A 14,278-nucleotide genomic window follows, 5' to 3' on the forward strand; every position below is an offset into this window, starting at 1 on the left:
CGTGCTGAGAGCCCTGCTGAAATGGACGATGGCGAGCCTGCTGCTCGCCGCCACCGCCCGCGCCGACATGACCATCGAAGTGGTCGGCGTCGGCGCCAATCAGTATCCGATCGCCGTCGCACCATTCCAGAACGAGGTGAGCCAGTCGCAACCGATCAGCACCGTGATCAGCGACGATCTGGCGCGCAGCGGCCTGTTCAAAGTGATCGGCGCCGGCAATCTCTCCCCCGTGCCCTATACCGACGCGCAGGTGCCGCATGGCGAGTTGACCACGCGCGGCGCACAGCACGCCGTGGTCGGCCAGGTCACGCCGGCAGGCGACGGCACGCTGGCGGTGAAGTTCTGGCTGGTTGATCTGGCGACCAAGCAGACGCTGATCGCCCACGAGAAACGCGCCAAGCCCACCCAGCTGCGTCGCGTGGCGCACCAGATCGCCGACATGATCTACGAGAAGATCGCCGGCGAGCCCGGTGCCTTTTCCAGCCGCATCGCCTACGTGGTCAAGACCGGTACGCGCTACCAGCTGCAGGTAGCCGACGCCGATGGTTATGGTGCGCAGACCCTCGTCGCATCGAACGAACCCATCATGTCGCCCAAGTGGTCGCCCGAAGGCGGGCGCCTGGCCTATGTGTCGTTCGAGGCCAAGAAGCCCATCGTCTACGTGCAGGAGCTCGCCGCCGGCAAGCGCTGGCAGGCGGCCGCGTTCAAGGGCAGCAACTCGGCGCCCGCCTGGTCGCCGGATGGCCAGACGCTGGCCGTGGTGCTGACGCGTGATGGCGGCAGCCAGATCTTCACCGTGCCGGTCGCGGGCGGCACGCCACGCCGGCTGACCACCACCGGTGAAATCAATACCGAGCCCTACTACACGCCGGACGGTGGCAGCATCCTGTTTACGTCCGATCGCGGCGGCAGCCCGCAAATCTACAAGATGCCAGCCGCTGGCGGCGCGGCCGAACGCATCTCCTTCAGCGGGGGTTACAACGCCTCGCCCAAGCTGTCGCGCGACGGCAAGACGCTCACTTACATCACCCGCGACGGCGGCTACCGCGTGGCGGTGATGGATATGGCCAGCCGCCAGGTTCAGGTGCTGACCGATACCCATCTCGACGATTCGCCAACCTTCGCGCCCAACGGCCGCATGATCCTGTACGAAACGGATATCGGCGGTCGCGGCACGCTGGCCGCCGTCTCGCGCGATGGCCGGGTCAAGCAGCGGCTGCGCGCGCAGGCCGGTGACGTACGCCAGCCGGCGTGGGGCCCCATGGTCCGTTAAGCGGGGGCGAATGGCATGTCAGCATGCCGCCCGGACCTGTAAGCTCCGCCAGCTATATTGAGGCTTTCGCAAGTTCAGGCCGGACAGGAATCCAGCCATGCGCACGGCGAGCGCCGTGCAGGCAATCACGATGACGTAGGAGCAAATACCATGAAGAAGATAGCACTCAGCCTGATGATGACCGCCCTGCTCGCCGCATGCTCGAGCACGCCCAAGACCGATGGCAGCGGCCAGACCCAGGCACCGGTCACCAACGGCACCGTCATTTCGGGTGCCGGCGGCGACGGCACCAGCGGCAACGATCTTGCGCAAAAGGGCTACAACCCGCTGACCGACCCGAACAATCCGCTATCGCAGCGCCGCGTCTATTTCGATTACGACTCCTTCGTCGTCAAGCAGGATTTCACCCCGCTGGTCGAAACCCATTCCAAGTACCTGCTCGACAACAAGAGTGCGCGCGTCATCGTCCAGGGCCATACCGACAACCGCGGTACCGCCGAATACAACCTGGCGCTGGGCCAGAAGCGCGCCGACGCCGTGAAGAAGCTGATGAACGCCTACGGTGTGCAGGATGCCCAGATCGAGACGGTGAGCTTCGGCGAGGAAAAACCGCTGGAGCAGGGCGATACCGAAGAGGCGTGGGAACGCAACCGTCGCGCCGAGATCGTCTACCCCGGCGAGCAGCAGTAAGAACCTGTTCAATGTCATTTCACCGCAGCGTTCGGGGCAGTGCCTGCAGCGATCCCGACGGGCCGGCGCTGTGGCGAAAAGGCGTTGAACAGGCTCTCGGCCGCGTCGCGACGCTTGCCCCGCGCGACGCGCCCTCTTAGTCTTGCGGCGACGGCCTTGCCGTCGCCGCTTTCACGAACGGAACCCGCCCATGAAACAGCCGCAACTCAGACTGCTTGCACTCGCCACCGCGCTCGCCCTTAGCATGCCGGCCCATGCCTTCCTGTCCGATAGTCAGGCCCGCGAGGACATCGCAACGCTGCAGACCCAGGTGAAGCAGCAACAGGACAAGCTGACCCAGCTGGAAGCCGCGTCGCGCCGCATTGTCGATCTGACCAACCAGATCGAGGCGCTGAAGCAGGAGATCGCCAACCTGCGCGGTCAGGTCGAGGTGCTGCAGTACAACGCGCAGGCGACCGAGAAGCGGCAGAAGGATCTGTATGTCGACCTCGACAACCGGGTACGCGCGATCGAGGAAGCCGCGGTGCAGCAGGCCCAGGCACAACAGGCCGCCAACACCCAGTCGCTCGATGCGGCCATTGCGCTGTCGCGCAACGGCAAGCACAAGGAGGCAGTGCCGGCACTGAAGCGCTTCCTCACGCAGAACCCGGGCAGCGACAAGGCCCCCGAAGCGATGTACTGGCTGGGCACCAGCCAGACCGCGCTCAAGGACTACAAGGGCGCGGCCGCCTCGTACAGCGAGGTGGTGAACGTCGCACCCAATGATCCGGTGGCGCCCGACGCGCTGTTCGGCCTGGCGGTCGTTTCCAACGCCAAGGGCGACAAGAAGGGCGCGCGCGGCTACCTGCTGCAGCTGATCGAGAAGTATCCGGATTCGGACAAGGCCGAAGCGGCCAAGAAGGCGCTGATCGCCGTCGATTGATCGCAGCGGCAAGCCGCTGATTCGGCGAGACTTTTTTCGCCACCCGGCTTACAATACGCATCGGCCGTACCGCAGGCGATTTCCTGCAAGGGCGGCCGTTGTGTTTTCCACCGTCCGTCGGGCTGTCTACCCGGCAAGGAGCTTCCCATGCGCGTCGACAGCCTGCGCATCACCGAGATTTTCCATTCGCTGCAAGGCGAGACCAGCCGCATCGGCCTGCCGACCGTGTTCGTGCGCCTCACCGGCTGCCCACTGCGCTGCACCTGGTGCGATTCCGCTTACGCCTTCACCGGCGGCGAAACGATGACGCTCGATGCCATCGTCGAGCGCGTCGCGGGCTTTGGCGCCCGCCATGTCTGCGTCACTGGCGGCGAGCCGCTGGCGCAAAAACCCGTGCATGCACTGATGACCCGCTTGTGCGACGCCGGGTACAGCGTCAGCCTGGAAACCAGCGGCGCGCTGCCGGTGGACGAAGTCGATCCGCGCGTGTCGCGCATCGTCGACCTCAAGGCCCCCGGCTCGGGCGAAGTCGCCAGGAACCTGTGGTCCAACCTCGATGTGCTCACGCGCAATGACGAAATCAAGTTCGTGCTGGCCGATCGCGGCGACTACGACTGGGCGCGCCAGGTAATCGCCGAGCGTGGCCTCGCCGATATCGCGCCAGTGCTGTTCTCGCCGGTGTGGGAGACGCTGCCGCCGGCCCGGCTCGCCGAATGGGTGGTGGCGGACAAACTGCCGGTGCGCATGCAGGTGCAGTTGCACAAGATCCTGTGGGGCGAGAAACCCGGCGTATAAGCATGTCGGCACCGAAGCCCGGCAAGTGCCGGGCCTGCGCCTAAACTGGCTTATCCCGCTCCGCCTGCCCACCATGCCGCTCAAATGCCTGTTGGTCCGTTTCCGCGATCAGCCCGAGCGCACCCGCGCCACGCGGGTGCTGTGGGGCGGCGGCGCCGTGATCGCCCGCTTCTTCCGGACCCCTCTCTATCACCCCCTCGCCGAGCCCGCGCTCAAGGCCCTGGTGCCCGCGCCTGCGGCGCTGGTCAGCGACAAGGACTAACCATGACCACAGCCAAACCCGCCATCATCCTGCTCTCGGGCGGGCTCGATTCAGCTACCTGCCTCGCCTTGGCGCGCGGCGCCGGTTTCGCGCCGTACGCGCTGTCGTTCGACTATGGCCAGCGCCACAACGCTGAACTCAAGGCCGCCGCCCGCGTCGCCGCCGCGCTCGGCGCCGTCGAGCACCGTATCGCGCGCATCGATCTCGCCGCTTTTGGTGGATCGGCGCTGACCGACGCCAGCATCGACGTGCCTGTGGATGGCGTGGTCGACGGCGAGATTCCCGTCACCTACGTGCCGGCGCGCAACACCATCCTGCTCTCCTACGCGTTGGCCTGGGCCGAGGTGCTGAAGGCCGACGACATCTACATCGGTGTGAACGCGGTCGACTACTCCGGCTACCCGGACTGCCGGCCCGAATACATCGCCGCCTTCCAGGCCATGGCCCGCCTTGCGACCAAAGTCGGCGTCGAGGGCTCGCCCCTGACCATCCACACCCCGCTGATCCAGCTTTCCAAAGCCGAGATCGTGCAGACCGGCACCCAGCTTGGTGTCGACTACGGCCTCACCGTGAGTTGCTACCAGGCCGACGACGACGGTCGCGCCTGCGGCGCTTGCGACGCGTGCCGGCTGCGCCGCGCCGGCTTCGAGGCTGCCGGCGTGCCTGATCCGACGCGTTATCGGGCCGTTTCCCGCACGTAATCGCGCGTCGCGCCATCAGGTGCGATCACGCGCAGCCAGCCGTCACGATGCAGCTCCAGCCGTTCGTCGAAGGCGTCGGCCCGCCAGTACTGGACCAATCCGTTATCTGCATGGGGGCGGATGCGGTAACGGCACGGTGCGCCGTAATCACGTGCCCTATCCAGCCAACCACGCTCGGCATCGAGTTGCACTTGCGTACCCGCGCCATCCCGGTAGCGATCGCTAGCCCAAGGAGCGGTCGCGGCGATGGCGGGCGGATAAGCCGGCCGGGTTTCACCGAGTGCCAGCCCCAGCACGCGGCGGGCCGTGGCCAGTGCCGGGGTTGAGGCGGTGTTGAACAGCACGACGGCACAGGTACGGCGCGCCGGTAGTCCGAGCAGCATGGCGGTATAGCCGTTCACGTCCCCCATGTGGCCAACACTGCGCCAGCGCTGCCCGTCGACGACGAGCTCATCCAGCCACCAGCCACAACCGAAGTCGCCCGTCGGCCCTGCCATCATCAGTGCCGTGTGTTGTGCATCGAGCACTGCGCCTTCGTTCAATGCCAGCCACCAGCGCGCCAGATCGCCGGCCGAGGCGGCAAGATCGTAGGCTCCGAAGGCGACACTGGGATCGAGCGATAACGCGTGGGGTCGCCCCGCCAGCAACTGGTGCCCGCGGTTTGTCGCGGTTGCCATTGCTCCGGTTTGTGATAGCCCCAGCGGCCGCCAGAACAGCGCGTCGAGCAAGGCGTGGAAAGGCTGATCGCTCACCCGCTCGGCCACGCGAGCCAACGCCAGGTAGCCGGTGTTGCTGTAGTGCGATGCGTCGCCTGGCTCGGCCAGCAGCGGCGCAGCCGCCACCCGCCGGATCAGCACTTCCGGCGCCTGCGGCGTCTGCATCAGTGTCGGCCAGTAGTCCGGCAGCGCGGTGTGGTTGCCCAGCCCGCTGCGGTGGCGCAACAGCTGGTGCAGCGTGATCCGCGGATCGAGCCCGCACTCGGGCAGGTAGCGGGTGACCGGGTCGGCGAGATCCAGCTGGCCCTGCTGCGCCAGGGTGAGGATGGCGGCGGCGGTAAAGCTCTTGCTGAGCGAGCCGACGCGAAAGCGGCTATCGATCCCGTTACGCGCCGTGCCCTGGCTATCGGCCAACCCGAACGCGCGCTGTGCCAACGGCGCGCCGTCGGCGAACACGGCGATCACGCCATGCAGTTCGGCGTGCGCGGCAAGTTGGTCTAGGTAGGTATCGAGGGCGGCGGTCATGGCACGAGCGGGCAAAACCGCCACGCTGCCTCACCGCGATCGGCGTGGCAACTGCCCGGCCTGCCCTGCGGCTTGACCTCGCCAGCTGCAATGGGGGTCGTCCAGGCCGCGCGCACCAATCAGCGATTCGTGATTGCTGGCGTTTCGGACAAGTCCGAGCGTCACATTTACCAACTGTGCCGACTACGACAGGTGGACTAGATGCTTACCGAATGGACCATCGCTTACCATTCGTACCGATATATGCCACAGTCATTTGCTCAGCCATGGCCGGCAACGCCTTCCCTTGCTAACTTGTCGTCGCGCCGTGCACCGTATGCGGCGCGACTAGACCAATACGAGGAGCAGGAGATGAAACAGATATTTGTTGGCTTGGCAGCCATGCTGCTGACTACGGGCGCGATGGCCGCGGCCCCAGCATGGCAGGTAGATGCCGTTTACAACGCTGGCGCGGTTGTCAGTCACGCGGGCCAGACCTATACGGCGAAATGGTGGACACAAAACGAAGTGCCCGGCGCGGCATGGGGAGCGTGGGCGCTGGTGCCAGTGGCTGGCGAAGACGCGGTCTGGCAAGCCACGGTGGCATACGTCAAAGGCCAGCAAGTCGTACATGGCACAAACCGTTATGAGGCCAAGTGGTGGACTCAGGGCGAGGAGCCAGGCAGCAACGAATGGGGCGCCTGGACCTTGCTGGGGCCGGTGACGAAGACCGATCTGCCGTTGACTGGCGTACGCTGGCAACTTGGCCAGAATGCCAGCCACACCACCGCATTGAACTGGTACAGCGACCTGTTGCACCCTGTGCCCGGCGGGCCGTTTCCATCCGCACTGATTCCCGGCACCGACACCGGCACCGATCATTGGGAAGTCTGGGCCGGCGGGCAGCTGGTTTATCGCAGTGAGGCCATCAGCCGCAACCGCCAGGCTTACCCCTGTGACCCCGTTTATGATCCCCGAACCGGACAGAGCCGGGGTTGCGAAAACCCGCCCTTGCTGCAAGACGCCGTATTGGGTCGAGGCACGCTATACCTGGGAGCCGGCCTCAGCACGCTGACGCTGCGGCTGTGCGATGGCCCGACCCAGCAGTGCTATGTGTCTGCGCCATTCAACTGGCAGGTGGACGTGGCACCGGTGGTACCGCTGCCGCCACCCAAGCCAGCATTCACCGTGGTGCTGAGCAAGAACCAATGGGGTCAAACCGAGGCCAGCACCGAGTATCGAACTCCGTTGATTTCCGATCCGCGCGCGCTGGCAACCGGCATAAAGGTGGTCCGTCTTGGCCCACCCGAGCAGGGGGTGCTGTGGGGCAATGCGAAGACCCTGATCGAAACGCAGGGCTGCCCGCCTGGGCCGAACGGTGAGGCAGTAGCAGAGTGCTACTACCAGCGCGAACGCAATCCGGATACCGATCTACCGATTACACCATTCATCGTGAGTGAACCGGGCAGCTACCGCTTGCTGCTGTGTAATCGCGAGGATGGCGATCAATGCACGGCAAGTGACCCTATCCACATTGCGCCTCTGCCCTAGCGCGATCCGGCCGCCGTGGTTTCCAGCGGCGGCCAGACACGCAACACCAGGGATCGGCACGGCAAGTTAACCAATCGGAACAACTGCCGTTGCCGCATCGGAAGCCGGTGCGGTCAGTGCATCAGCCCAGCAGTTCCGCCCGCCGTCCGGTCAACAGGTAATCGATCAGCTCGCGCACCGGGCGGATGGCGTCGCCGAAGGGCAGCGGGTCGGCGCCGCGGAAGAACAGGCCCTTGCCGACTTCGCCGCGCATGGCGGCGGCAAGCTTGAGGTCGATGCAGAACTGGCCGATTTTCGAGATGCCATCGCGCAGGCCACAACTCGTCAGGCAGTTGAGGCCCTGGGTGCAGCGGCGCGGATCGGCCTTGGCGTTGCCCTGCAGCCGCTCCTCGCGGTTGAGGTAGTTCTTCAGCCACGGCGTGAGCACGGCACGCGCCGGCAGGCCGGCCACGCTCATGAACTCGACGATATCTTCGGGCTTGGCGCCCGCCAGCACCGCCTTGAAGTTGGGGTGGGCATCGCCCTCCTCGGTCACGGCAAAGGCGGTGCCCAGCTGTACCGCGGCAGCGCCAAGACCCAGGTAGTGGCCGACCTTCTGGTGGCTGTTCACGCCGCCGGCGACGATCAGCGGCACCGAATCGCGCGTCACGCCCAGCTCGTCAAACAGCGCCAGCGTTTCGGGCACCACGCGTTCGAACTCGAACTTGGCGTCGCGGATATCGGTGATGCGCGTGGCGCCCAGGTGGCCGCCGGCGTGCGCCGGGTGCTCGATCACGATCGCATCGGGCTGGCGGCCCTTTTTCAGCCACTTCTTCATCAGCACGGCGATGCCGCGCACGTCCGACAGAATGGGTATCAACGCCACATCCGGATGCTCGCCAGCGAGCTCCGGCAGATCAAGCGGCAGGCCGGCGCCCATCACGATGGCGTCTGCGCCCGCGGCGCACGCCGAGCGGACCAGCTGCGGATGCGCATCGACCGCCTTCATCACGTTGACGGCGACCATGCCATTGCCCTGCGCCAGCTGCTTGGCCTGGTGCACTTCACGCGCCAGCGCCTCGTTGTTCAGCGCCTCGAGCTCAGCCTGGTCGTGCGTCTGTTGCGAGCGCTCCAGCAGATCCGGGTGATGGTGGCGCAGATCGACCGAGGCCAACGTACCCACCGCGCCCTCGTGGGCGACGCTGCCCGCCAGCCGGTGCGCGGACACGCCGACCCCCATGCCCCCCTGTACGATGGGCAGCAGCGCGCGGCCCTTGATGATCAGCGGTTTGAAGGCGTGGGCAAGCATGATATGTATCCGGAATGGTTATTGCGGGAGTGTGCGGTCCAGCCCCTGCCCGACCCTTGATCTGGATCAAGTCGGCGGACGTAAAAAAGACCATGCCGGTGACGGCATGGCCCAAGTCGCGGAAGGATGGGTACGCGACGATCAGTTAAGCGCTTGCCAGAGCACCGGCACCACCACCGGCGTCCAGCCACCGCCCACGGGTGCGGTATGTGCGATCAGCGCGCGGTAACGCTTGCCCTGGTAGCTCACCACGTCGCCCACTGCGTAGTAGACGCCTTCGGTCCACGGCGCGACGCCCGCTACCGGCGTGGGCGTAGCCACCGGGGTCGGAGTCGGTACAGGCACCGGGGTGGGGGTCGGCGTCACTTGCGGCGTCGGTGTGGCTGGATTGCTGCCGTCGAGCCGCTTCCATGGTCCCCATTCGCCGGACTGCGCCGGGTTGTTGCCCTGCGTCCACCAGCGTGCCTCGTAGTTCACACCCTGGTAGCTGACGCGCTGGCCGGTGGTGTAGACGGCACTGGCCGACCAGGCCTGATACTGCCCGACCGGCGTTGGCGTGGCGGTAGGGCCGGGAGTCGGTGTCACGCGCGGGGTCGGCGTGACCGTGGGCAACGGCGTCGGGCCCGGGGTGGGCGACGGCCCCGGCGTCGGGCTGGGCGCGGTGCCGTTCGGCACATGGGTGAATTCGGTCAGTACCAGTTCGATTTCCTGGTTGTCCGACGGTGCACGCCCGCCGACCTGCCACAGATTGATCAGGAAGTACTGCGGCTTTTGCGCGATGCACTGCAGCGGATCACCGGAGCGACAGTAGAACTGCGTGTCGCGGGTATCGGTGTTGAGCGGCGGCATGCGCGGATCGAACACCCGACGGATGAATTCGCCATCGTTACGGCCCACGTCGGTAAAGCCCGTCATCGATTGCCAGGTCACCCGCTCCGACTCCCAGACGAAGCGATGGGTCGAGCGGTTGTCCGGCAGCGTAAAGTCGAAACCGTACCAGCTGCGGTTGGCGCCGTTCACCGCCGGCCATACCGTGTAATTGCCGAGCAGGGCGAAATCGTTGCCCCAGCGTGAGAATTCGATGTCGATCTCGTTGGTGGCATCGCCGCCAACGTCCTTGGGCGGATAGGTGTAGAAGCCGAACACCGCGTTCTTGTCGAGCAGATCCGGCCGACCGAGCATCTTGAACTGGTAGGTGCCAAAGCCCAGCCGCTGCAGGTTGGCGAGCTGGATCTCGGCCGATGACCAGACGCCGTCACGGTTGGCGATTTTCAGGTGCAGGTAGCCGTTCTCGTCCACCCAGGCATTGCGGTCATCCCACACATTGGGGCCGGGCCCGCCGCCGCCGGCGCGCACCTCCCAGGTATGGCCGGACCAAGTCAGCGTCTTGGGGGTATCGGCGGCGAACAGGCCCTGCCCGATCAGCAACAGGGCCAATGGCAGGCTGGCCAGCCTGCCGACGGTATGCGTGCTCATGTATAGCTCCTCGTGGCGCCGGGCAATCGCCCGGTCTTGCGTCAGGTCCGACACCGTGGCGGCGTCGCTGGACGCGCGCGGGCCGACTGGCCCATCCGCGCTCCGTGCAGGTGCTCTCGCCTATACGGCTGGCCCCTCATTGTCTTGAACCATCTGTTTCATCCCATCCGGATGCAACGTTAAGCCAATGAAGAAACACAATGAATGTCGCAACCTCGCAATACGATTTGTCCTGATCGCGCATTTCAATGTTTATGCCGGGCTCGCCACGTCCGGCTGCGACAGCCGGCGCCATGGTGCCGCTGGCCGACTTGCCTATAGTGGAGCTAGCATGCACACCACCCGGCCCGACATGGCGCGGGCGCCCCATTTCCGATCGGAACCCACAGCGTGGCACCCTCCACCCCCGGCAACGATTTCGTCGGCCTGGCCGACTTCCACGAAGCCCTTGCCGACTATGCCCCCCAAGCCGAACGGCTGATCGAAGCATTGCGCCAGCAGCCCGACGACCCGAAACGGGTGGCGGACCTGTTCCGCCTGCTACACAACGTCAAGGGCGACGCCACGCTATGCCGCGTGTATTGGGCGGTACCGGTGATGCACGCCGTCGAATCGCTGCTGGAGCGAGTGCGTTCGGGCAAACAGCCGTTTGGTGAAGGCATGCGCCAGCTCTTGCTACTGGCGCTCGATCGCGTCGTGGAAGCCACCGAACTCGCCGTAGATCGTCAGCCGGTGGATCAGGTGCCGTTCGACGCCCTGACTACGGGCCTGACCCAGCTGCAGCAGGTCGATGCCGGCCGCTTCGAGGCCGAAGCGCAGCAGCTGGTGGTGGCGCTGATCCACGGCGCGGATGGCGCACAGCCGGAGCCGGCGCACGACCCGGATGGCGACCTGGCATTCTTTCGCTCGTTGGCGCTGCAGCTGGAACAGCACGCGCCGCCACTGGTCGGCCGCACGCAGCGCAACCTGGCGCTGGCGCTGGCCGCCAACGAAGCCGCAGGCAATCCGGTCGACCCGGCCCAGCTCAGCGCCGCCATCTATATGCACGACATCGGCATGATGCTGCTGCCCGAACACCTGTGGCTGACCACCGACGCGCTGCCCGAGCGCGAACGGATGCGCTTGCACCAGCACCCAGCCTGGGCCGCAGGGCTGATCGGCCGCATGCCCGGCTGGCAGGACGCCGCGCGCATGGTGGCGCAGCACCACGAACGCGCCGACGGCTCGGGCTACCCGGAAGGACTACGGCAGGGCGAGATCTGCCAGGGCGCCGGCATCCTCGCGCTGGTCGATACCTTCGAGGCAGTGATGGTCAAGCACGCCCACCGCAGCCTGCCCAGCGCCATGCTGCGCGCTGCCACCGAGGTGAACGCCAGCGCCGACCAGTTCGATCCCGCCCTGTTGCCGCACTTCAACCTGGCCGTGCGCACGCTGGCGGAGGCTGCGCGCGGCGGGCGCTGAAGCGGTGCCGCTTGAAGCTTGGGCAAGCGGCGTCATCTATGCCGAACCGTCCCATCACCCGCGCGGAGCCCGCCATGATCGACCTCTACTACTGGACCACCCCCAACGGCCACAAGATCACGCTGTTCCTCGAGGAAACCGGCCTCGACTACCGCATCCACCCGGTCAACATCGGCCGTGGCGAACAGTTCGCACCCGACTTTCTCAAGATTGCGCCCAACAATCGCATTCCGGCCATCGTCGATCAGGCGCCCACGGGCGGCGGCGCGCCGATTTCGCTGTTCGAATCGGGCGCCATCCTGCTTTACCTTGCCGATAAGACCGGCAAGCTGATTCCGTCCGACCTGCACGGCCGCGCCGAGGTATTGCAATGGCTGTTCTGGCAAATGGGCGGCCTGGGGCCCATGGCCGGGCAGAACCACCACTTCAGTCAGTACGCGCCGGAAAAGCTGCCGTACGCGATTGAGCGCTACACCAAGGAAACGGCGCGCCTCTATGCGGTAATGAACAAGCGCCTCGCCGATCGCGAGTATCTGGCCGGCGACTATTCGATCGCCGACATCGCGAGCTACCCGTGGGTGGTGCCGCATACGGCACAGGGCCAGAATCTCGATGACTTCCCGCACCTGAAGCGCTGGTTCAACGCCATCGCGGCACGCCCAGCCACTGAGCGCGCTTACGCCAAGGCCCAGCAGATCAATCCGCCCCAACCGCTGAGCGACGAGGAGAAGAAAGTGTTGTTCGGCCAGGGTGCCGAGGTGGTGAACCGCAACTGAACCACGGCGCCAGGCATCGCACCGGGCGCCCCAATCAGCTTACCAACACTGGAAGCAGGTATGGCGCGATGCCTGAGCCGGTTTCTTCCTTGTCACCATGCAGGATCGGTCTGCAAATCATGGATTTATTGGCTACAACCAAGAACAGTATCGCGCACACGGCTTGTCAATATCAGCGTATTCTTACGCAGAGTCGGAAAAAATACGCCGTGATCGCAATTCCTAGGGAGTAGCACCATGACCTTGCGTCAGAAAGCCTGGAGCCTCACCGTCATCGTTCTCGTGTTCCTGCTAGGCATGATGCTGGTCGGGCTCTACGTGCTGCGTGAGGCCAGCGACCAGGACAACCGCGCCCGCGTGAAGCAGCTGCTCAAGAGCGCTTACAGCACCGTCGTGCAGCTGGAAAACATGGCGGCCGAGGGCAAGCTGCCGGAAGATCAAGCCAAGGCCATCGCCGCGCAGATCCTGCGCGAAAACAAGTACCACGACTCCGAATACTGTTGGGTGGTGGACGAAAAACTCAACTTCGTCGCCACGCCGCTGGAACCCAATCTGCATGGCACCAGCTTCAACGAGTTCAAGGATGCCGGCGGCAACGGTGTCGGCCACGTCGTCAAGGCCGCGCTCGACAAATCGGGCGGCGCGCTGACCGAATACCAGTGGAAGCGCTCGCGCGACGGCGTCGTGACCGACGTCCTTTCTGTCGCCGTGCGCACACCGCGCTGGGGCTGGGCCGTCGGTAACGGCATCGGCATGGACGAGGCCAACGCCCGCTTCTGGGGCAACGCACGCTGGCAGGTCATCGTTTGTCTGATCTTTGCCGGAATCACCGGCGCGCTGCTGGTGCTCTCGGCACGCAAGCTGATCCAAACGCTGGGCGGTGAACCCAATGCCGTGACCGCCATGGTCACCCGCGTGGCCGACGGCAATCTGGCCGACGACGCGCGTTACCGCTATGTCACCGAGGGCAGCATCCTGAGCGCGGTGCTGCGTATGAGAAAATCGCTGCACGACATGGTTTCCGAAATCCAGCGCGATGCCAGCCAGTTGGCGCAGCACTCGTCGCTGATCTCCACCGCCAGCCGCGAAATCTCGGTCGCCGCCGGCCGCCAGACCGACGCGACGGCGTCGATGGCTGCGGCGATGGAAGAGCTGACGGTCAGCATCAACCATATTTCCGACAATACCGCCGACACCGAACAGTCATCGCGCGAAGCCACCGGCCTCGCCGCCGAAGGCGTGAGCCAGGTGAACAGCGCGACCAACGCGATGGAAACGATCGCCGAGAGCGTGTCGCAGGCGTCGGGCCAGATTCGTGAGCTCGACAGCAAGGCTCGTGAGATTTCCAGCATCGCCGCCGTGATCAAGGAAATCGCCGGCCAGACCAACCTGTTGGCGCTGAACGCCGCGATCGAGGCGGCACGCGCCGGTGAGCAGGGCCGCGGCTTTGCCGTGGTGGCCGACGAGGTACGCAAGCTGGCCGAACGCACCAGCAGCGCCACCATCGATATCGAGAACATGCTCGCCTCGATCCAGGGCGAGACCGATTCGGTGGTGCAGGTGATGGATGAAGCACTGCCGCGCGTGCAGAACGGCGTGGAGCTGGCCCGCCACGTGGCCGATTCGCTCAACCACATCCATTCGGGTGCCGAGGGCACGCTGCACCGCCTGCACGAGATGAGCACCGCCACCCGCGAGCAAAGCCAGGCCAGCAACAGCATCGCCAGCCGGGTCGAGGACATCTCGCAGATGGTCGAGGAAACCACGGCATCGATCCATCGCGCAGCCGATACCGCGCAGGAGATCGAACGCGTCGCGCAAAGCCTCAACCACGTGGTCAGCCGCTTCCGACTGTGATCAACG

General features: G+C 65.6%; 13 protein-coding genes. 10 read left to right on the forward strand and 3 right to left on the reverse strand.

Going from position 1 to position 14,278, the window contains the following annotated elements; genetic code table 11:
• The first annotated feature begins 1 nt into the window (after position 1).
• The 6 genes from tolB (at position 2) to queC (ending at position 4,643) form a co-directional block, all read left to right on the forward strand.
• Positions 2-1,273 carry a Tol-Pal system beta propeller repeat protein TolB gene (tolB, locus tag NLI84_RS02795; protein ID WP_255988036.1) on the forward strand — a complete coding sequence of 424 codons (1,272 nt, stop codon included), beginning with the start codon at positions 2-4 and terminating at the stop codon, positions 1,271-1,273.
• A 150-nt stretch (positions 1,274-1,423) separates the two neighbouring features.
• Entirely contained in the window at positions 1,424-1,963 is a 540-nt protein-coding gene (pal, locus tag NLI84_RS02800) for a peptidoglycan-associated lipoprotein Pal (protein ID WP_255988037.1), read from the forward strand.
• A 190-nt stretch (positions 1,964-2,153) separates the two neighbouring features.
• Complete coding sequence (gene ybgF / locus NLI84_RS02805) at positions 2,154-2,885, forward strand: tol-pal system protein YbgF (protein WP_255988038.1); 732 nt, start codon at positions 2,154-2,156, stop codon at positions 2,883-2,885.
• A 147-nt stretch (positions 2,886-3,032) separates the two neighbouring features.
• Positions 3,033-3,680 (forward strand): 7-carboxy-7-deazaguanine synthase QueE, encoded by a 648-nt coding sequence (gene queE / locus NLI84_RS02810; RefSeq protein ID WP_255988039.1) that lies wholly within the window; start codon positions 3,033-3,035, stop codon positions 3,678-3,680.
• 73 nt (positions 3,681-3,753) lie between these two features.
• Positions 3,754-3,942 (forward strand): hypothetical protein, encoded by a 189-nt coding sequence (locus NLI84_RS02815; protein ID WP_255988041.1) that lies wholly within the window; start codon positions 3,754-3,756, stop codon positions 3,940-3,942.
• 2 nt (positions 3,943-3,944) lie between these two features.
• Entirely contained in the window at positions 3,945-4,643 is a 699-nt protein-coding gene (gene queC, locus NLI84_RS02820) for a 7-cyano-7-deazaguanine synthase QueC (RefSeq protein WP_255988042.1), read from the forward strand.
• On the opposite strand, the gene NLI84_RS02825 is transcribed toward queC, so the two are convergent.
• On the reverse strand, positions 4,619-5,884 hold the full coding sequence (locus tag NLI84_RS02825) for a serine hydrolase domain-containing protein (RefSeq protein ID WP_255988044.1): 1,266 nt from the start codon (positions 5,882-5,884) through the stop codon (positions 4,619-4,621). The two genes, queC and NLI84_RS02825, sit on opposite strands and share 25 nt — an antisense overlap.
• 201 nt (positions 5,885-6,085) lie before the next feature.
• On the opposite strand from NLI84_RS02825, the gene NLI84_RS02830 reads away from it, so the two are divergent.
• On the forward strand, positions 6,086-7,414 hold the full coding sequence (locus tag NLI84_RS02830; protein ID WP_255988045.1) for a carbohydrate-binding protein: 1,329 nt from the start codon (positions 6,086-6,088) through the stop codon (positions 7,412-7,414).
• Between the two features lie 121 nt (positions 7,415-7,535).
• On the opposite strand, the gene NLI84_RS02835 is transcribed toward NLI84_RS02830, so the two are convergent.
• Both NLI84_RS02835 and NLI84_RS18920 read right to left on the reverse strand, forming a co-directional pair.
• Positions 7,536-8,702 (reverse strand): NAD(P)H-dependent flavin oxidoreductase, encoded by a 1,167-nt coding sequence (locus NLI84_RS02835; RefSeq protein WP_255988046.1) that lies wholly within the window; start codon positions 8,700-8,702, stop codon positions 7,536-7,538.
• A 141-nt stretch (positions 8,703-8,843) separates the two neighbouring features.
• The gene (locus tag NLI84_RS18920; protein WP_284699780.1) at positions 8,844-10,178 is read right to left on the reverse strand and encodes a carbohydrate-binding protein; all 1,335 of its coding nucleotides are present in this window, start codon (positions 10,176-10,178) and stop codon (positions 8,844-8,846) included.
• Positions 10,179-10,568: 390 nt separating this feature from the next.
• Between NLI84_RS18920 and NLI84_RS02845 the strand changes: the two genes are divergently transcribed.
• The 3 genes from NLI84_RS02845 to NLI84_RS02855 all read left to right on the forward strand — a co-directional run bounded on the left by NLI84_RS02845 (position 10,569) and on the right by NLI84_RS02855 (position 14,272).
• Positions 10,569-11,639: an HD domain-containing phosphohydrolase gene (locus NLI84_RS02845; protein ID WP_255988047.1), complete on the forward strand. Its 1,071-nt coding sequence runs from the start codon at positions 10,569-10,571 to the stop codon at positions 11,637-11,639.
• 74 nt (positions 11,640-11,713) lie between these two features.
• Positions 11,714-12,415 carry a glutathione binding-like protein gene (locus tag NLI84_RS02850; RefSeq protein ID WP_255988048.1) on the forward strand — a complete coding sequence of 234 codons (702 nt, stop codon included), beginning with the start codon at positions 11,714-11,716 and terminating at the stop codon, positions 12,413-12,415.
• Between the two features lie 237 nt (positions 12,416-12,652).
• Positions 12,653-14,272, forward strand: a complete 1,620-nt coding sequence (locus tag NLI84_RS02855; protein WP_255988049.1) for a methyl-accepting chemotaxis protein — start codon at positions 12,653-12,655, stop codon at positions 14,270-14,272.
• Positions 14,273-14,278: the final 6 nt, after the last annotated feature.

Source organism: Chitinolyticbacter albus (genome assembly GCF_024437655.1).
GTDB classification, from domain to species: domain Bacteria; phylum Pseudomonadota; class Gammaproteobacteria; order Burkholderiales; family Chitinibacteraceae; genus Chitinolyticbacter; species Chitinolyticbacter albus.